This is a genomic window from Neorhizobium tomejilense (assembly GCF_964254135.1).
In the GTDB taxonomy this organism is placed as follows: Bacteria; Pseudomonadota; Alphaproteobacteria; order Rhizobiales; family Rhizobiaceae; genus Neorhizobium; species Neorhizobium tomejilense.
In genome coordinates, this window is record NZ_CAXUSO020000001.1 from 2,463,956 (window position 1) to 2,481,806 (window position 17,851).

Annotated in this window: 14 protein-coding genes; 6 read left to right on the plus strand and 8 right to left on the minus strand. The window is 62.3% G+C overall.

What is annotated here, in order from left to right; genetic code table 11:
* Window positions 1–160: 160 nt before the first annotated feature.
* Window positions 161–1,108 (plus strand): LysR family transcriptional regulator, encoded by a 948-nt coding sequence (locus ACSQ3G_RS12540; RefSeq protein WP_105437769.1) that lies wholly within the window; start codon window positions 161–163, stop codon window positions 1,106–1,108.
* A gap of 45 nt (window positions 1,109–1,153) precedes the next feature.
* Here ACSQ3G_RS12540 and ACSQ3G_RS12545 read toward each other — a convergent pair whose 3' ends face one another.
* From ACSQ3G_RS12545 to ACSQ3G_RS12555, 3 genes are all read right to left on the minus strand, one after another.
* Window positions 1,154–1,456, minus strand: a complete 303-nt coding sequence (locus tag ACSQ3G_RS12545) for a HigA family addiction module antitoxin (RefSeq protein ID WP_436110268.1) — start codon at window positions 1,454–1,456, stop codon at window positions 1,154–1,156.
* A 125-nt stretch (window positions 1,457–1,581) separates the two neighbouring features.
* Complete coding sequence (locus ACSQ3G_RS12550) at window positions 1,582–2,085, minus strand: GNAT family N-acetyltransferase (RefSeq protein ID WP_436110269.1); 504 nt, start codon at window positions 2,083–2,085, stop codon at window positions 1,582–1,584.
* A 1-nt stretch (window position 2,086) separates the two neighbouring features.
* The gene (locus tag ACSQ3G_RS12555; protein ID WP_436110270.1) at window positions 2,087–4,276 is read right to left on the minus strand and encodes an anthranilate synthase; all 2,190 of its coding nucleotides are present in this window, start codon (window positions 4,274–4,276) and stop codon (window positions 2,087–2,089) included.
* Between the two features lie 309 nt (window positions 4,277–4,585).
* Between ACSQ3G_RS12555 and ACSQ3G_RS12560 the strand changes: the two genes are divergently transcribed.
* Both ACSQ3G_RS12560 and ACSQ3G_RS12565 read left to right on the plus strand, forming a co-directional pair.
* On the plus strand, window positions 4,586–5,782 hold the full coding sequence (locus ACSQ3G_RS12560; protein WP_436110271.1) for an extensin-like domain-containing protein: 1,197 nt from the start codon (window positions 4,586–4,588) through the stop codon (window positions 5,780–5,782).
* 143 nt (window positions 5,783–5,925) lie between these two features.
* Window positions 5,926–6,327, plus strand: coding sequence for an endonuclease domain-containing protein (locus ACSQ3G_RS12565; RefSeq protein WP_436110272.1), 402 nt, complete (start codon window positions 5,926–5,928; stop codon window positions 6,325–6,327).
* Between the two features lie 117 nt (window positions 6,328–6,444).
* On the opposite strand, the gene ACSQ3G_RS12570 is transcribed toward ACSQ3G_RS12565, so the two are convergent.
* From ACSQ3G_RS12570 to putA, 4 genes are all read right to left on the minus strand, one after another.
* Window positions 6,445–6,822, minus strand: coding sequence for a VOC family protein (locus tag ACSQ3G_RS12570; RefSeq protein WP_436110273.1), 378 nt, complete (start codon window positions 6,820–6,822; stop codon window positions 6,445–6,447).
* Window positions 6,823–7,038: 216 nt separating this feature from the next.
* Entirely contained in the window at window positions 7,039–8,718 is a 1,680-nt protein-coding gene (locus ACSQ3G_RS12575; protein ID WP_105400463.1) for a formate--tetrahydrofolate ligase, read from the minus strand.
* A gap of 173 nt (window positions 8,719–8,891) precedes the next feature.
* Window positions 8,892–11,123 carry a TonB-dependent hemoglobin/transferrin/lactoferrin family receptor gene (locus ACSQ3G_RS12580; RefSeq protein ID WP_436110274.1) on the minus strand — a complete coding sequence of 744 codons (2,232 nt, stop codon included), beginning with the start codon at window positions 11,121–11,123 and terminating at the stop codon, window positions 8,892–8,894.
* Between the two features lie 406 nt (window positions 11,124–11,529).
* The gene (gene putA / locus ACSQ3G_RS12585; RefSeq protein WP_436110275.1) at window positions 11,530–14,652 is read right to left on the minus strand and encodes a bifunctional proline dehydrogenase/L-glutamate gamma-semialdehyde dehydrogenase PutA; all 3,123 of its coding nucleotides are present in this window, start codon (window positions 14,650–14,652) and stop codon (window positions 11,530–11,532) included.
* Between the two features lie 110 nt (window positions 14,653–14,762).
* On the opposite strand from putA, the gene ACSQ3G_RS12590 reads away from it, so the two are divergent.
* From ACSQ3G_RS12590 to ACSQ3G_RS12600, 3 genes are all read left to right on the plus strand, one after another.
* Window positions 14,763–15,224: an Lrp/AsnC ligand binding domain-containing protein gene (locus tag ACSQ3G_RS12590; RefSeq protein WP_038544317.1), complete on the plus strand. Its 462-nt coding sequence runs from the start codon at window positions 14,763–14,765 to the stop codon at window positions 15,222–15,224.
* A 156-nt stretch (window positions 15,225–15,380) separates the two neighbouring features.
* Complete coding sequence (locus ACSQ3G_RS12595; RefSeq protein WP_436110276.1) at window positions 15,381–16,106, plus strand: helix-turn-helix transcriptional regulator; 726 nt, start codon at window positions 15,381–15,383, stop codon at window positions 16,104–16,106.
* A 38-nt stretch (window positions 16,107–16,144) separates the two neighbouring features.
* On the plus strand, window positions 16,145–16,615 hold the full coding sequence (locus ACSQ3G_RS12600) for a PAS domain-containing protein (RefSeq protein ID WP_105437779.1): 471 nt from the start codon (window positions 16,145–16,147) through the stop codon (window positions 16,613–16,615).
* Window positions 16,616–16,646: 31 nt separating this feature from the next.
* On the opposite strand, the gene ACSQ3G_RS12605 is transcribed toward ACSQ3G_RS12600, so the two are convergent.
* Window positions 16,647–17,795: a DUF2333 family protein gene (locus ACSQ3G_RS12605; RefSeq protein ID WP_436110277.1), complete on the minus strand. Its 1,149-nt coding sequence runs from the start codon at window positions 17,793–17,795 to the stop codon at window positions 16,647–16,649.
* Between the last annotated feature and the right edge of the window lie 56 nt (window positions 17,796–17,851).

Consider the following 17,851-nt stretch of genomic DNA (forward strand, 5'->3'; position numbering starts at 1 on the left):
AATGGGGAAGGCGGGCGGCCCTTGGGAGAAGCCACCGCCTTGAACCCACCCGGCCGGAGGGCTTTATGTCACCAACACAAGATAAATCCGATGCAATGCTTGGAAAATCCCTGGTCCGTTCCTTATATGGCGGAAGAAAACGCTCGAATGGGAGACGCGATTGGATCGTCTGGGTGGACTGACGGCCTTCGTGCGCACCGCCGATCTCGGCAGTTTCGTCGCTGCCGGCCGGGTGCTCGGCCTGTCGGCTTCGGCGGTCGGCAAGGCCGTCACCAATCTCGAAAAGGAACTCGGCGTCCGGCTTTTCCAGCGCTCGACCCGCAGCCTGCGGTTGACGGAAGAAGGACGGCTTTTCCACGAACGGTGCCGCCGCGTGCTCGACGACCTGAACGATGCGGAAGCGTCGCTCGCGAGTGCCGTCGCCGTGCCGCGCGGAAAGCTCCGCGTCAGCGCCCCGATCGTCACCTATCATCTTCTGCTGCCGGTGCTGCCGGAATTCGTCGAGCGTTATCCTGAGATCGAACTCGATCTCGATTTCAACGACCGGATCGTCGACCTGATCGACGAGGAGGTGGACGTGGCGATCCGCAGCGGCAACCTGCCGGATTCGCGGCTGATGTCGCGGACGCTCAGGCCGTTCCGGATGCTCCTCTGTGCCGCCCCGACCTATCTCGACCGCCACGGCATCCCGCAATGCCCGCGAGAACTCGACGGCCATCTGGCGATCCTCTTTCGTTATCCGAACAGCCGCAAGCTGCAGGACTGGCCGATCACCCTGCCGCCCGAAGGCGCCGAGCCGCACCTGCGCACGGCGCTCACCTGCAACAACATGGAGGCGCTGCGCAGCACCGTCATCGCCGGCCTCGGCATCGGCTGCATGCCGGATTTCCTGGCAAGGGAACCGGTCGCGGACGGCCGGTTGCGGACCATCCTCGACGAACACCTCGACGCCCCCGGCCAGTTCCACCTCCTCTGGCCCTCCAGCCGGCATCTGTCGCCGAAAGTCCGGGTGCTGGTCGATTTTTTGAGCGAGAAACTGTTTGCGGAAACATGCGAAAGGTTGCCGGCGGCGCCGGAAGCTTCGTTGCTCGCGGGCGCCGCTGAATAATGCCGAGTTAGCGAAACCGGCACGGTCTGCGAATGCCAAAGGCCACTATGCGGCCGCTTCGTATTCCGGAATATGCTCAAGTTCGTCCTTGAGGTTCTCGGCCTCAATCTTGAGATCGAAACTGTTCTGCAGATTCATCCAGAATTCGGGAGAGGTCTTGAAGAACTTGGCCAACCGCAACGCTGTATCCGAGGTGATGCCGGTCTTCTGCGCGACGATCCGCTCGACGCGGGTGCGTGGGACATTGAGTTTCTTGGCCAGCGCATAGGGCGTCATCTCCAGCGGCTCCAGATAGAGATCACGCAGGATCTCGCCGGGATGGATCGGCGGAAGGTTGCTGACACTCATATCGGTCTCCTGTGTGCCGTAGCTGAACTTCTCAAAGCTATCACGGAGAGATACCAACGGAAATCGGCAGAGTTTCAGCCTCTTGATCCCGCCAGCTTGCGCCTGCCGGTCCTCTTAGGTTCGGTTTACCCGAAAACCACCGCCATGCTGATACTGTCGACAAACCGCCCGTCGATCCTCACCGCATCCCGCGCCACGCCTTCCCGCACGAAGCCGACCTTTTCGTAGAGCGCGATGGCGCGCACGTTGTCGGCATGCACATGCAGCTCGACGCGGTGGAAGCCGCGTTCGCGGGCCTGCCCGACCGCAGTGCGGATCAGCCGCGTGCCGAGCCCCTTGTCGCGGTAACCCGGGATGATGCCCATGCCGAGCGTGCCGCAATGGGCGGCGGTCGGGCGGGGATGCCGGCGGATGTCGCACCAGCCGACTACTTCTCCATCGACGACGGCGACGACCTGCGGATGGCCGTTGTCGATATTGTCGCGCACGAAGGACCGCACGCTTTCAAGCGGCGGCGCCTCCAGGAAGCTCAAATATTTCCGCTCGCGCGAAACCATATCGAGCGCCGTGTGAAAGCTCTCGATATGGTCTTCGCGGATGGATTCGATCAGGATGGCTTCGGACAACACCTTACGCCGCCTTGGTCTTTGCACGTCGCGACAGGTGCGCCACGACGTTTTCGATCATCCGCATGCCGGCATCGCCGCCGAGCGTCATGATCGATTCCGGGTGGAACTGCACCGCCGCCACCGGTTCCTTGACGTGTTCGATACCCATGATCGTGCCGTCCTCGCTTTCGGCGGTGATCATGAAATCCGGATGCAGCGTCGTCGGATCGGCGAAGATCGAATGGTAGCGCCCGACCGTCACTTCCTTGGCAAGACCGGAGAAGACGATGCCCGGCTCCAGCACCCGGATGCGCGACGGCTTGCCGTGCATCGGCAGCGCCAGGTGCCTCAATTCGCCGCCATAGGCTTCGGCCAGCGCCTGCAGGCCGAGGCAGACGCCGAAGATCGGCAGGCCCTTCGACCGCGCCATCTTGATGGTCGCCTTGCAGTCGAAATCCTTCGGATTGCCAGGTCCGGGCGAGAGCACGACGAGATCCGGATCGAAGCGGTCGAACACTTCCTCCGGCACCGGCGTACGCACGGTCGATACCGTCGCCCCCGTCTGGCGGAAGTAATTGGCGAGCGTATGGACAAAACTGTCCTCGTGGTCGACGAGCAGGATCTTGACCCCCTGCCCCACCCGCGCCACGTCGCGGCCGGCCTTCGCCGCATTGCCGGCCTTTGCATCACGGATCGCTGTCAGCATCGCGGAGGCCTTCAATTCGGTTTCGGCTTCTTCCTCGTTCGGATCGCTGTCGTTGAGCAGCGTCGCGCCGGCGCGCACCTCGGCAATGCCGTCCTTGATGCGGATGGTGCGCAGCGTAAGCCCGGTATTCATGTCACCGTTGAAGCCGACCATGCCGATCGCGCCGCCATACCAGGCGCGCGGGCTCTTTTCATGGTTCTCGATGAACCGCATCGCCCACAGCTTTGGCGCACCGGTGACGGTGACGGCCCAGGCGTGGCTGAGAAAACCGTCGAACGCGTCCATGTCGGGCCGCAGCCGTCCTTCGATATGGTCGACGGTGTGGATGAGCCGAGAATACATCTCGATCTGCCGGCGGCCGATAACCTTCACGGACCCCGGCTCGCAGACGCGGGATTTGTCGTTTCGATCGACATCCGAGCACATGGTGAGTTCGGATTCGTCCTTCTTGGAATTCAGAAGCTTCAGGATCTGCTCGCTGTCGGCGATCGGGTCTTCGCCGCGCTTGATCGTGCCCGAAATCGGGCAGGTCTCGATACGCCGGCCCGACACCCGCACGAACATTTCCGGCGAGGCGCCGACCAGATATTCCTGATGGCCGAGATTGATGAAGAAGGAATAGGGCGACGGATTGATCGCCTTCAGCCGGTTGGAGATTTCCGAAGGCTTCGAGTCGCAGCGCTCCATGAACTTCTGTCCCGGCACCACTTCGAACAGGTCGCCGCGGCGGAAACTTTCCTTCGCCTTGGTGACGAGGGCCGCATATTCGCCCGGCCGGTGGTCGCCCTTCGGCGGTATGGTATCGTTGCGCTGGAACGGGTCGGGCGCGATCTCCTGATCCTTGCCTTCCGTCGTCACGCCGTCCTTGGAAAAGTCGTAGCGGTCGATCCAGGCCTTGGCCGCATGATGGTCGACGACGAGAATTTCATCGGGCAGGAACAGAACCATGTCGCGCTGGTCTTCCGGCCGCTGCATCGAAAGCTTGATCGCGTCGAACTGGAAGGCGATGTCGTAACCGAAGGCGCCGAACAGGCCGATCGCCGAATCCGCTTCCGAATGGAACAGGTCGACGATTGCCCGCAGCACGGAAAACACCGTCGGCATCTTCGAGCGCTCTTCCTCGGTGAACACGCGCGTCGGCTCGTTGACGGTGAGATCGAGGCGCCGGGCCGTCCGCTCCCCGAGCGTCAGTTCGGTTACCGTCTTCAGCTTGTCCTCGACGAAACCGAGCAGCACCTCGCCGCGGCCGTTGAAGGCTTCGATCCACACCCTGCGGCCATTCGAGGAGATCCCGAGCGGCGGATCGGCGATCGCGGTATCCCAGCGGGTGTAGCGGCCCGGATATTCGTAGTTGGAAGAAAACACCGCGCCGCGCCGTTCGTCGAGCCTGTCGACATAGGAGGAGATCGCATCCGCATAAGGGGCTGCGCGCCGCTGCCTGCTGACCGCAATCCCGCCCCTCGTCTCGTAGACTTCCGAACCGTCATCCCGAATGATCGTTACCATTGTCCTGCCTCTCCAATGTCTTTGCCCGGGTGCCTGCGGCGGATAACAAAAAAGCCGCCTCGGGTTCCGGGCGGCTTGTGGTCTTGTCGATGGACATGACTGGTCAAGGCCGCGTTGAGCGTGCCGGCCACCAGTTAGCGATGTTCATCGAATTCATCATGGGCCGAATTGTTAGCTTGGGTTTTCGAGCCGCGCAAGCGAATTTCCATGACCGGGAAACGGAATTCTGGCGTCCTATGCGACCAAAACCGGCGATCGGCGTTTATAGTCCCTCAAGGACCGAAGAAACGCATCCGGGAAGGATACGGCATGCAGCATTCGTGGATCGCAATTCTGGCAGGCCTGCCCCTGATGGTCGGGGCGGGTGTGCCGCCTGAAAGACCGATACCGCAGGCGCAGCATTCCGGCGTTCCGGCGGGCGTCGTGGAGGTGAATTTCCTGACCCGCATTCTGCAGGACGGCGGATCGCGTGACCGCGCACCTCGCCGACGTGCGCCCTCGCGACAGCAGGGGCGCGGCGCGATACCCCGACCGCCGGCACTGGCAGACGTTCCCCTGCCGATCCCGAAACCTGGGGGAGAAGTGGGGAAGACAACCGAGGCACCTCAGCCGGCGGAGCGCCCAGCCGACAAGCCTGTCGTCCCCGAAGCCCAGCCGCCCGTGGCACAAAACCGGCCGAGCGAAAATCCGCAAAGCCCGCCTCCCACTCCGCCTGTCGTCGAGCAGCCCGGCACCGCCTCCGAACCGGCACATGAGGCGGAGGTTCCAACGCCGCTGCCGAAACCGGATACCGCGGCTGCCGACGCGCAGACGGCCGACAAACCCGACCAGGCGGCCACCCCTGGCGCGGATGCAGCGAAGCCTGGGGAGACCACGGAAGACGACAAGCAACCGGACGAGCAGAAGGCCGAAGCTCCGCCACCGCCACCACCGCCTCCGCTTGTCAAGGAGGACCCCGAAGAGCTGAAGGCCTGCCTTGCCGAACTCACCTCGCTCGGCGCGAAATTCGAACCGACCGATCCGATCGACGAAGGCAATGGCTGCGGCATCGAAAGCCCGATCGACGTCGCCGCAGTCCTGCCGGGGGTCGAGGTCGGCGGCGCGACGATGCGCTGCAAGACGGCGGTCAGCCTGGCGCATTGGCTAAAGGACACGGTTCAGCCGGCACTCAACATCGCCATGCCGGGCCGCAGGATCACCGGGCTGGTGCCCGGCTCCACCTACGCCTGCCGCCTGCGCAACAGCGCCTCGACGGGCAAGATTTCCGAACACGCCCGCGGCAACGCCTTCGACGTCGCCGCGTTCAAGCTCGACAACGGCGAGAAGTTGGAGATGAAGCCTCGGGCCGAGGACTCGACCATGGAAGGCGCCTTCCAGCGCACCGCGACAGCAGGCGCCTGCCTCCACTTCACCACCGTCCTGTCACCGGGCAGCGACGCCGCCCACCAGAATCATCTGCATCTCGACGTACTGGAGCGGAAGGACGGGTATCGGTATTGCAGGTAGACGGCATGCCGCCCGCCGCAACTCACGCATAGCGAGCATCCCGGCCACGCAGACATTGAGATTGAGACGACGGCGCGGCATACTTCCTTCTCCCCGTTTCAACGGGGAGAAGGTGCCGGCAGGCGGATGAGGGGCAACTTGCGATGCGGGGACCAAAAACAAACACGACTACTCGTGCCCGCTCGTTGCGCCGTTCCGACAATGTTTCGGAGGCAAAGCTTTGGGAAGAGTTGCGCGCCCGGCGACTGAACGGATTCAAGTTCGTCCGGCAGCTTCCGATCGGTCGCTACTTTGCGGATTTTGCTTGCCGGGACCGAAAGCTTGTCATCGAGATAGACGGAAGCCAACACGCCAATAGCGACTACGACAGGCAGCGGGATAGCTTCATGAATGCCGACGGATGGTCGGTCGCCCGGTTCTGGAATGTGGCGGTGCTGGCTGAAATGGAATCTGTGTTGGAGACCATTGTCGCGATTCTGGAGGGCAGATTGAATGAACCTGAGGATGCGCCGGATCTGAAATTCATGCCGGCAGCCGAGGGATAGCGGCCCCTCATCCGCCTGCCGGCACCTTCTCCCCGCAAGCGGGGAGAAGGACATATGCCGTACCGTCTCCGTTCCTCGCAATGCCACCCTGATGCGGCCGAGGAACAAGCGAAACCTCTACCCCCGCCACCCTACCTCGATCATCACCCGGCCGGGCGCCAGGCAATAGAACAGGTAGCCGCCACGCATCTCGCGTGGCTCCCCCACCAGTTCGGCATCGCCATCCTTCAGTTCCCGATAAAGCCTGTCGACCTCGGCTCTCTCCGGCTGGATGAAGCCGAGATGGTAGGTGACGACCCCGAGCGCCTGCTGCTCGGCCCCGCCGAATTTTTCGACCGGGTGGCTGACGACGATTTCGAGGCCGGCATCGTCGTTGAGGATGGCAAGGCCGTTCCCACCGCGCGTCTCACGCAGAGTCAGGCCGAAATGCCGGACGAGGAAGGCGCTGGTTACCGCAACGTCGGGCACGTGGATATCGATATGGTTCATACGCATCGTTTTCTCGCAAGGTTACCCCGGCGGAACGCGACGCTAAAAAAGCCACGAGAATCCGCCGAGAGCGGCACGGGATGTGCCGTTTCTCGTCGCGGGTTCTCAACGGTGGACCGAAGGATCAGAGCTTCCTTGCGGAAGGGGCCGTGCTTACCATATCCGGCCCTGCCTTTTTCGACGAATGAGCTTTAACACAAGGCGGCTCGGGCGCTCAAGCCCTCAGAACAACCCCTCCACGAAACCATCCTCGTTCAGAAAGATGCGTTCCGCAGACGGCACGCGCGGCAGGCCGGGCATGGTCATGATCTCGCCGGTGATCGCGACGACGAAACCGGCGCCGGCCGAAAGCCGCACTTCGCGCACATGCACGATGTGGCCCTCCGGCGCGCCACGCTGGGCGGGATCCGTCGAGAAGGAATATTGCGTCTTGGCGATGCAGATCGGCAGGTCGCCGTAACCCTGCTCCTCCCAGGCCTTCAGCTGGTCGCGCACGCCCCGGTCGGTGGTGACTTCGCCGGCGTGATAGATCTTCGAGGCGATGATCTCGATCTTTTCGAGGAGCGGCAGGTGATCGGGATAGAGCGGCTGGAATTTCGCCTGGCCGCCCTCGGCAAGCTCGACCACCTTGAGGGCAAGCTCCTCGATGCCGGCAGACCCTTCCGCCCAGTGCCGGCAGACGATGCCGTCCGCGCCGTGCCGCGCCGCGTAGTCCTTGACGGCGGCGATCTCATCCTCCGTATCCGAAGTGAAATGGTTGATGGCGACGACCACCGGCACGCCGAACTTCCGCACATTGGCGATATGGCGGCCGAGATTGGCAGCACCCCGCTTCAGCGCCTCGACATTTTCCTGGCCCAGATCCTCTTTTCTCACACCGCCGTTCATCTTCAATGCCCGCACGGTGGCGACGATAACGGCCGCATCGGGCTTCAGTCCGGCCTTGCGGCACTTGATGTCGAAGAATTTTTCAGCGCCGAGATCGGCCCCGAAACCCGCTTCAGTCACCACATAGTCGCCGAGCTTCAGCGCCGTGCGCGTGGCAATCACCGAATTGCAGCCATGGGCGATATTGGCGAACGGCCCGCCATGCACGAAAGCCGGATTGTTTTCGAGCGTCTGCACCAGGTTCGGCTGCATCGCGTCTTTCAGCAGCACCGTCATCGCCTTGTCGGCCTTGAGGTCGCGGGCAAACACCGGCGAGCGATCGAACCGATAGCCGATGACGATGTCGCCGAGCCGCCTTTCGAGGTCCTTGAGGTCGGCCGCCAGGCACAGGATCGCCATCACTTCCGAGGCGACGGTGATATCGAAGCCGCTCTCGCGTGGAAAACCGTTAGCGACGCCGCCGAGCGATACGACCGTCTGGCGCAACGCCCGGTCGTTCATGTCCATCACCCGCCGCCAGCTGATCCGCCGGGTATCCATGTTCTCGGCATTGCCCCAGTAGATATGGTTGTCGATCATCGTCGACAGCAGGTTATGGGCGGACGTGATGGCGTGGAAATCGCCGGTGAAATGCAGGTTGATGTCTTCCATCGGAATGACCTGCGCATACCCGCCGCCGGCCGCCCCGCCCTTGACCCCGAAGCACGGCCCGAGCGACGGCTCGCGCACGCAGATCACCGCCCTCTTTCCGATCCGGTTCAGGCCGTCGCCGAGGCCCACGGTCGTGGTGGTCTTCCCCTCGCCCGCCGGCGTCGGGTTGATCGCGGTCACGAGGATCAGCTTGCCGTCCTTCTTTCCCGAAAGCGACGCGATGAACTCCGCCCCGACCTTCGCCTTGTCGTGGCCATAGGGAGCGAGCGCTTCGACGGGGATGCCAAGCTTCGCGCCGATCTCCGTGATCGGCTTCTTTTTCGCGGCGCGTGCGATTTCGATGTCGGATCTGACCTCTGCCATAGCTTCGCTCCCCCAAGTGCTTTCGGATCAAACATGTCCTTGCGGTTATGGTTAGCGAAGGAAAGGCAATGTGAATAGCCGCAACCGGATAGGTGCCGGGAGCGTACACAAGGAAAAGGGCGGCGCGATCGCTCGCACCACCCTTCTCAGGCGCCCCCGCCCCTTTGTCTGGATCAGAACCGCTGGGTCAGCGAGAGTTTGAAGGTGCGGCCTGGCTCGGAGTAGTAGTCTGCGGTGGCCGCCGGTACCGTCGTGCTCTTGTTGTTGAGTGCGTCCCAATATTTCTTGTCGAACAGGTTGTAGATGCCGGCATTGATGCGCAGGCCTTTGACTTGCTCGGGCTCCCACCATGCCGTCAGGTCGACAAGCCCGTAACCCGCTGCCTTGTAGGTGGCGCTGGACTTGTAGGAGACGTTGCCAACACCTGTCCACAGCACGTCGACACCCCAGGTCTCGGCCTCGTACCCCGCGCCGACGATTGCCTTGACCGGTGCGACGGAAGCGAGGTGGGTGTGGTTGACGAGATCGATACCGCGTGTGAATGCCAGCCCGGCGCGGACGTTGAAGCCGCTGTCGAAGCGCTTGTGAGCCGAGAATTCTGCCCCGAAGATCTCGACCTTGGACAGGTTGATCTGCTGCTGGAAGAATTGGTAATCGAGCGGGTTGAGACCACGAGCGATGATTTCCGCAGCCGTCAGGTTCCGCCCCTCGATGAAGTTCTTATAGCGGGTATAGAAGAAGTTCACCGAACCACCGAAATTGTCGTCGCCCAGGCGTGAGCCCACTTCGAACCCGCTGCTGGTCTCCGGCTCCAGATCGGGATTGCCGATCGACGCGTAGCTGCCGACGCTTCCATAGCTCAGATAAAGCTCGGTCGCCGTGGGCGAACGGAAGCCCATCGCCCACTGGGCGAAAAGCGTGACGTCATCATTAAGCTGGTATTCGGCCAGCAACTTGGGTGAAAATGCGCTATCCTGCGAACCGCCCGGCATGGAAGGGTTGGATGCATTATTCGTGAACGAGGGGGTGTTCCTCGGCGAATGATCATACCAGTCGAAACGCAGGCCTGGCGTCAACGAGAAGCCGCTGTCGCCAAACGTCATGCGGTCTTGGGCGTAGATGCCGATCTTGGTGCTGTCCACATCCGGCATATCCGCTTGATTGGTGTGCAGCATGGCGCACCCCGCGAAGACACCGACATAGGGCGGCGCGGCCGGGCATGAGTCGACGCCCGCGGAATATTGCTCTGCCCTCGACAGGAAGAGGTTCGTGCCGAGCGTAAAGACGTGGTCGACCGTTCCCGTCCGGAAGTTGTTGTCCAGGAACCCGGTAAAGCCGACGCCGGCTTCTTCTATCTGGTTGTCGCGCGTGTAGACGCCGGGAACTGTCGTAAAGCGGAACGAATCCTGGGTAAGCGCCCGCTCCTGACGCTGCCAGTAAAGCGTCGCCTGGGCAGCGTCGATCAGTCCGTCAGTGCTCGGCGCGTCGTATTCGTAGTCGAGCGAAACGCGTGTGCGGCGGTTTTCTTCGCCGGATTCGTGGTTTCCGGGACGATAGGTGCCGGTCAGCGTCTGCGCCTGGCGCAGATCGATATCCTTCTCGGTCGAGAAACGCTCAGCGGTGAAGCCGAACCGATGACCGGATTCGGTATCCTGACGCAGCTTGAACAGCAGGTTGCTCTGATCGTAGTCGGCCGGATTGGTCGCCGTGCGTGTCGGGCCGAAGCCCCCGACCGAACCGTGGTTCTGGCGCTCATGACCCTTCTTGTAGGTACCCAGAAACATGATCGAGGTGTTCTCGATCTTCCTGGCCACCGCGGCGCCTCCGTACCAGCTCTTGTCCATGCTGTCATAGCCAGTGCCGACCTTGCCGCCCCAATCCTTGCCTTCGCCGATGAGGTCTTCCGGCTCCAGGGTGCGAACCAGAAGCGCGCCCCCGAGCGCCCCGTCGCCTAGGCGGCTCGAATCCCCGCCCTTCACGACATTGACTGTCGTCAGCGCAAAGAAATCAACGGCGTCGGCGCCGCCGTTATTGCTGCGCGCGTTGTCACGCAGGTAGGTCAACGGAATACCGTCGACGAGTGTCGTGACACGGCTGCCTTCCAGACCGCGGATGTTCAACGAGTTCGTCGCACGGCTGAAGTTCACGCCCGGATCGATCGTGCGGCCCAGATCCTCGATGCTGCGGATCTGCTTGTTCTCGATCTGCGCTTCGGTGGTTTGCGTGGCGAGCGGCGTGCTCTCGGGATCGCCCGCCTTCACCCGTTTCCCCTTGAGCACGATCGGCTTCAGCGTCGTGTCCGTCTGGGGCTGGGTGGCCTGCTGGGCGGCCGCGCCGGAGGCGAGGGAAAGCACCGCGAGCGCGGTGCAGGTGGCAAGGGTGGATCGCAGACGTCGCGTGACCATGACTGTCCTTTCAACAGGGCACACGAAACCGTCGGCGCGCGCGAACGCACCGGAAAGGCGGCGGCCCTTTTTCAATTCTGGCAAGAATGTGGCGGGAGGCAGGAAATGCCTTATTCATGCCATTAGAAAACATGAGTGTTATTGTCAATTATTAAAACATGACTCTAATCATCATATTTAAGCGAGCCTGATCCGATGGCAAAAATACAACAGGCGGAATGCAAGAAGGCCCGGATCGCTCCGAGCCTTTTGGTTCTGGGTAGTCGTGCCGTCCTCGGGGTTAGTCTAGAAATCCCTTGCTGCGTCCGGCCCTGAAAGTTGGCCCCGGCGCCTCGCTTTCGCTCGGCGCGTTCGTCACTGCAATCGATTCACTGGATCGATTGCTCCGGCTGCGCCGGACCGTTCCTCACCCCTCCCCGATTGCGATCAGGCTGGCGTTGCCGCCGGCGGCGGCGGTGTTGACGGAGATCACCTGCTCTTCGGCAAACCGCATCAGATAGGCCGGGCCGCCAGCCTTGAAGCCGGTCCCGGAAAGGCCGGAGCCGCCGAAGGGTTGGGTGCCGACCACGGCGCCGATCATGTTGCGGTTGACATAGACATTGCCGGTATCGAGCGCCTCCGTCACCTTGCGGATCGTCGCCTCGATGCGGCTGTGGATACCGAGCGTCAGGCCGTAGCCGGTGGCGTCGATCGCCGAAAGCACCTTGTCGAACTCCTTTGCCTTCCAGCGCACCACATGCAGGACCGGCCCGAACACTTCCTTGGTCAGCACCGCGGCGCTGTCCAGTTCGATGATGTGGGGAGCGAAGAAATTGCCGGTCGCCGGCGCGCCTCCGGCATAACGTATCTTCTGTTTTCTGGCCCGCATGTCCGAAATGTGGTCGGCCAGCGTTTTTTTCTGATTCTCGTCGATGATCGGCCCGACATCGGTATTCTGTTTTGCCGGGTCGTCGAGATTGAGTTCGGCCGCCGCCCCCTCAATCATCTTCAGCATGCCGTCGGCGATATCCTCCTGCAGAAAAAGGATGCGCAGCGCCGAGCAGCGCTGACCGGCGGAGCGGAAGGCAGAAACAACCACGTCGTCCGCCACCTGTTCCGAAAGCGCCGTCGCATCGACGATCATCGCGTTGATGCCGCCAGTCTCGGCGATAAAGGGCACGATCGGCCCGTCCTTGGCGGCCAGCGCCCGGTTGATCGCATGCGCCGTCTTCGTAGAGCCCGTGAAGGCGATGCCGGCGAGCTTGCGATGCGCGGTGATCGCCGAGCCGACATCCGGGCCGCCCGGCACCAGCGCCAGCACCTCGGCCGGAACCCCTGCCTGGTGGAACAGCTTGATCGCCTCATGGGCGATCAGCGGCGTTTGTGGCGCCGGCTTTGCGACGACCGTATTGCCGGCCACCAGCGCCGCCGAAATCTGCCCGAGGAAAATCGCCAGCGGGAAGTTCCACGGCGAAATACAGCCGAACACGCCGCGGCCGCGCCAAAAATGGCGGTTGTCCTCGCCGGTCGGTCCCGGCATCAGGCTCGGCATGGCAAACAGCTCGCGGCCCTTGTCGGCGTAGTAGCGGCAGAAATCCACCGCCTCGCGGATTTCGGCGATCCCGTCATCCAGCGTCTTGCCGGCCTCGGCGGCAAGCAGCGCCAGCAGCCGGTCGCGGTTTTCCTCCATCAGCCCTGCGGCCCGCTCCAGGCAGGCGGCGCGGATTTCCACTGGCTGGCGCGACCAGGCCCGGAACGCCTTGGCCGCGGCCGCAAAAGCCGCATCCACATCGGCCGGCGTCGCGTCACGCACGGTGCCGACGATTTTCGACCGGTCGGAAGGAGACCGCACCGGCTTTTCTTCCGTGTTGGAGGCGACGCCCGCCACCAGCGGTCCCGCCTTCACCTCTCCCCAGGGCTTGGAAACGCTGGCCATCAGCCTTTCGAGCTCGACCCGGTGGCCGAATTCGAAACCGGCGCTGTTCTTGCGGCGGCCGTAGATGTCGGAGGGCAGCGGAATCTGCTTGTGCCGGGCGCTGATGCCGTCGTCGAGGCCGAGCCGCGCCGATGGCCGTTCCAGCAACTTTTCGACCGGCACCTGTTTGTCGCCCGCAACCGCCACGAAGGAGGAGTTGGCGCCGTTTTCGAGAAGCCGGCGGACAAGATAGGCGAGCAGGTCGCGATAACCGCCGACCGGCGCATAGATGCGGCAGGCGATCCGGTCGTTGCTTTCGAGCAGGTCGTCGTAGAGCGCCTCTCCCATTCCGTGCAGCCGCTGGAATTCGAAGCCGGTGCGGTCGGGGCCGGCGAGCTCCAGAATGGTCGAGACGGTCAGCGCGTTATGGGTCGCAAACTGCGGAAAGATCCGCGCCCGCTTGGCGAGAAGCTGTTGAGCGCAGGCGAGATAGGCAAGATCCGTCGCCGGCTTGCGGGTCCAGACCGGATAGTCCTCGATCCCCCGCTCCTGCGCCCGCTTCACCTCGGTGTCCCAATAGGCGCCCTTGACGAGCCGCACCATCATCCGCCGGCCATGGGTCGTGCAGAGCTGGTCGATGTAGTCGATCACTACAGGCGCCCGCTTCTGATAGGCCTGGATCGCCAGGCCAAAGCCGTCCCAGCCGGCAAGCGACGGATCGGAGAAGGTAGCGGCAATCACGTCGAGCGACAATTCCAGCCGGTCGGCTTCTTCCGCATCGACGGTGAAGTTGAGCTGGTGTTCCTTCGCCATCCGCGCAAGGTCGAGAAGGTCGGGCACCAGTTCGGCCATCACCCGGTCATGGTGCGTGGCGAGATAGCGCGGATGCAGCGCCGAGAGTTTGACAGAAATGCCCATCCGGTCGGGAAGCTGCCTGCCCTTGCCATGCTTTTTCATATGCGCGCCGATCGACTGGATCGCATCGGCATAGGAGCGGAAATAACGCTTGGCATCTTCAGCCGTGCGGGCGCCCTCGCCCAGCATGTCGAAGGAGTGGCGGTACCCTTTCTCCTCGCTCTTCGCGGCACGGACAAGCGCATCCTTCATCGTCTCGCCGAGCACGAAATGGTGGCCGAGGAAACGCATCGCCTGCTTGGTGGCCGTGCGCACGGTTGGCAGGCCGACGCGCTTGACGAGGCCGCGCAGGATTCCCTCGGGCGTCTCGCCCGGGCCGATGACGCGCGCCGAAACCGCGAGCGCCCAGGCGGATGCCGACACGAACCAGCTTTCGCCGGAGGCCTCATGGGTGCTCCAGCCGCCTTCGCGCAGCTTGTCCTCGATCAGCCGGTCCTGGGTCAGGGCATCGGGCACGCGGAGCAGCGCCTCGGCAAGCACCATCAGCGCCAGCCCTTCCCGGGTCGAAAGCCCATATTCGCGCAAGAAGTCCTCGACGCCGCCGACCTTGCCGGCCCCGTCGCGGATGGCGTTGACCATCCGACGCGCCCGCTGGTCGATCGCCGCGTCCTGCGCCGACGTGAAGCTGGTGCGGGCGGCAAACTGCCGGATCAGCCGGTCGTCGTCACCGGCATAGGGCGCATTGAAGGGAATAAAGGGCTCGGTCAGAATCTGGCTCATACGCATCTCCGTTTCATTCTCTCCATAGCGGGAATTTCCTGGTGATTTCGGCGGATTTTTATGGTATTGACGAGACATCTCACGGTAATTTCTACGAAACGTAGCGAAACATGAAGGACATCGACCGTCTCGACCGAAAAATCCTCCGCGCGCTCCAGAAAGAGGGGCGCCTGAGCAATCTCGAACTCGCCGATCGCGTCTCGCTTTCACCCACGGCGACCGCCGAACGGGTCAAGCGGCTGACCCGCGAAGGATACATCACCGGTTATAGCGCTTTGCTGTCGCCGGAAAAGCTCGGGCGCAACCTGCTCGTCTTCGTGCAGGTCAAGCTCGACCGCACCACTCCCGATGTTTTCGATGCCTTCGCCGCCGCGGTGAAGCGCAGCGACGACGTGATGGAATGCCACATGGTGGCAGGCGGATTCGATTATCTGGTGAAGGCGCGGGTCGCCGGAATGGAGGCCTACCGGCAGTTCCTCTCGGAGGTGATTCTCCCGCTTCCAGGGGTCAGGGAAACCCACACCTATGCCGTCATGGAGGAAATTAAGGGAACCGGATATATCCCCGTATAAATCTTGAGCCGGTAACTCCATGAATTCATGGAAATAAAGTGAGCCTGTATCGGAAAATGTGCCAATTTCTGCTGCAGCGCAGGAAATTTCGCTGGCTATTCAAATCGATTTGTATATTTGTTAACGATCACATAACTCACCTGTCTGCTCGCCCGCATGATCACTTTGGAACGGCAATCGATTCTGAACAGCGAGATTTCCGCAGCGGATTCGCGGGTGGAAATATTTGCTGCTCTGAAGCGCGTTGCCCACGAGTTCGGGTTTCGCCACATCACGCTTTTCGCCGCCACCAGAGCGGATGAGACGCTTTTGTCGAGGATGATCGTCGAGACGACGCTGCCCCCAAGCTATGTCCAGGAATTTGACCGTCGCCGCCTTTTGAAGCTTTGTCCGGTTGCGCCGATCATCTCGAAATCCGCCCTTCCCTACTGTTGGTCGATCGACGATCCCGAAAGCGTGCGCGGTTTCCCGGTTCCGGTCGAGATGGACGAATTGCAACGCCGCTACGACATCATCACCAGCGTCGCGATGGCGTTACATTCGATCGATGGCGGTCGTTTCATGCTGCGCTTCGACGGTGTCCGGCATCGGCTGAGCCAGGTGGAGCTCAACGAGATCGGCATGATCGTGCTGCATGCGTTCGATGTCTTCGACAAAATCCGCCGCAGTGCCAGGACCGGTACCGCAGGACCCCTCACCACCCGCGAGCTGGAGGTCGTCCGCTGGACGGCGCAGGGCAAGACATCCTCGGAAATCGGCCGGATTCTTTCCCTCTCGGATCATACCGTTAACGCATATATGACCAATGCCATAAAGAAACTGGATTGCGTCAACCGCACCCAGTTGGTAGCTAAGGCATTGAGATTGAGACTCATAGTGTAAGGTTGGGGCGTTATCTCCCGGCCTATGGGAGAAAAAGATTGACGTTTTGGGTCGAACACACCGAAAAACGCGTCAATACTCAATACCGGGAAATGGGACTCTCTGCAGACGAGGTGATTGAACTCGCCTCGGCCTTTCGTTTCTACGGTTATTGGCGAATCGATCTGGACACCGGCCACTTCTTCGCGACGGAGGATGTCTGTCGCATCCTCGGCCTGGAGCCGAAGGACGGTCCCCTGAACATGGTCGCCATCATCGCGCGGATCCATCCCGACGATATGCCGCAACTGATGGAAACCTTCGAGCGCGCCAGCGGCGAACGCCTGACCTATCACAACATCTATCGCGTCAAGGCCGATGCCGAGCGTTACAAATACGTTCGCAGCGTCGGCAAGTTCCGCGACAAGCCGGGCACGAGCGGCGAGGTCGTTGGCATGACCTACGAGTTCTTTGCCGAACGTCCCGGCGTGACGTTCTTCCTCGACGAGCCCGATCTCCCGAAAACCTGACTCCTTAAAAACCCAACCGGTGCCGGCCGGCTTACCGGTCCAGCACCGAGCGCAATTCCACCAGGTTCGAGCGGACCCGGAGAGTGTAGAAGCCCATCACCGCCAGATGGCTCGGCATGATCCAGCCGTCTTCGCGGCCGTTGGAGATGATCGCCGGCTGGATGCGCAGCGCCGACTTGAACTGCGACAGCGTGTCGGTCCAGAGCGGCCCGATATTGCGCTCGCGGATCACCTGGGAGAAATCCGCGCCCGCCGCCGAAAGCACCGCATAATAGCCGTAGAGCTGGCCGTAGGCGAACCAGAAACGGTCGTCGGCACGCGTATCGAACCAGCCGGCATTGTAGTTCTCCGAACGCTCGCGCAGGATCGCCGACGTGCCGCCGAGATCGTTGGCGATCCGGTCGATGAACTGGATCAGGTTGTCGGCGCGGCTGTCGAAGGTCGCGTTGCAGGTGGTCAGATCGGTATTGAAGGCCCTCAGCTTGCTGATCGCGGCGCGATAATAGCTCGGGGTCGGGGTCTTTGGCCCGAAGGGGCTGAGCCCGAAATACCAGGAATATTCGTCGAACTGCAGGTTGCCGCGGGCATCCTGGAGATTGTTGTTGATGCTCGACGTGCCGCGCACGCGCCCGAGCGAATCGACGAGTTCCGTCGATGTGCGCCGCACCGCCTGATTGACGCCGCGCTGGAACGAGGCCTTGTTGTCGAGGAACGGCGTGTGATCCCAGTCGATACCGAAGAACCCGAGCCGATAGAGCAGCATCGAGGAAATCCAGGCATTCTGGTTGACGTTCATGTCGGTGAGATCGGCGGCCGCATCGACGATCGCCGACGACTGGCATTGCCTCGCCCCAGTCGCCGGAGCGGTCGCATTGGCGCTTGCAGGAGCAGTTGCCGGCAATTCCTGGCCTGCCGGCACGTTGCGCTCCGACCAGCGATAGCTGTCGACGAAATTCGGATTGAAATTGGTCCAGACCTGCGTCTGCCAGAAGAAATAGCCGTAGAGCCCGAACATCAGCACCAGGAAGGCGAGGATGGGGCCCTTCACCATCCAGTGCCGCTGGCGATACCAGCCGTGTGCGGCCATGAACGGCCAGACGATCCAGGCGATCAACAGCCCTATGCCTCGCCCGACGGCCTGGCCGATCCCTTGAAAGAAGGCGGTAATCCGGTCGAGCATCGCTGTCTCCTTGTGAGGCGGGGTGCATCCGATTTGGCGTGGCTCACACATATGTG

Bases quoted from the DNA above. Each gene is read 5' to 3' on its own strand.
- ACSQ3G_RS12545 (WP_436110268.1), bottom strand. From the start codon at position 1,456: ATGAGTGTCAGCAACCTTCCGCCGATCCATCCCGGCGAGATCCTGCGT.
- ACSQ3G_RS12555 (WP_436110270.1), bottom strand. From the start codon at position 4,276: ATGGTAACGATCATTCGGGATGACGGTTCGGAAGTCTACGAGACGAGG.
- ACSQ3G_RS12560 (WP_436110271.1), top strand. From the start codon at position 4,586: ATGCAGCATTCGTGGATCGCAATTCTGGCAGGCCTGCCCCTGATGGTC.
- ACSQ3G_RS12565 (WP_436110272.1), top strand. From the start codon at position 5,926: ATGCGGGGACCAAAAACAAACACGACTACTCGTGCCCGCTCGTTGCGC.
- ACSQ3G_RS12570 (WP_436110273.1), bottom strand. From the start codon at position 6,822: ATGCGTATGAACCATATCGATATCCACGTGCCCGACGTTGCGGTAACC.
- ACSQ3G_RS12575 (WP_105400463.1), bottom strand. From the start codon at position 8,718: ATGGCAGAGGTCAGATCCGACATCGAAATCGCACGCGCCGCGAAAAAG.
- ACSQ3G_RS12580 (WP_436110274.1), bottom strand. From the start codon at position 11,123: ATGGTCACGCGACGTCTGCGATCCACCCTTGCCACCTGCACCGCGCTC.
- putA (WP_436110275.1), bottom strand. From the start codon at position 14,652: ATGAGCCAGATTCTGACCGAGCCCTTTATTCCCTTCAATGCGCCCTAT.
- ACSQ3G_RS12590 (WP_038544317.1), top strand. From the start codon at position 14,763: ATGAAGGACATCGACCGTCTCGACCGAAAAATCCTCCGCGCGCTCCAG.
- ACSQ3G_RS12595 (WP_436110276.1), top strand. From the start codon at position 15,381: ATGATCACTTTGGAACGGCAATCGATTCTGAACAGCGAGATTTCCGCA.
- ACSQ3G_RS12605 (WP_436110277.1), bottom strand. From the start codon at position 17,795: ATGCTCGACCGGATTACCGCCTTCTTTCAAGGGATCGGCCAGGCCGTC.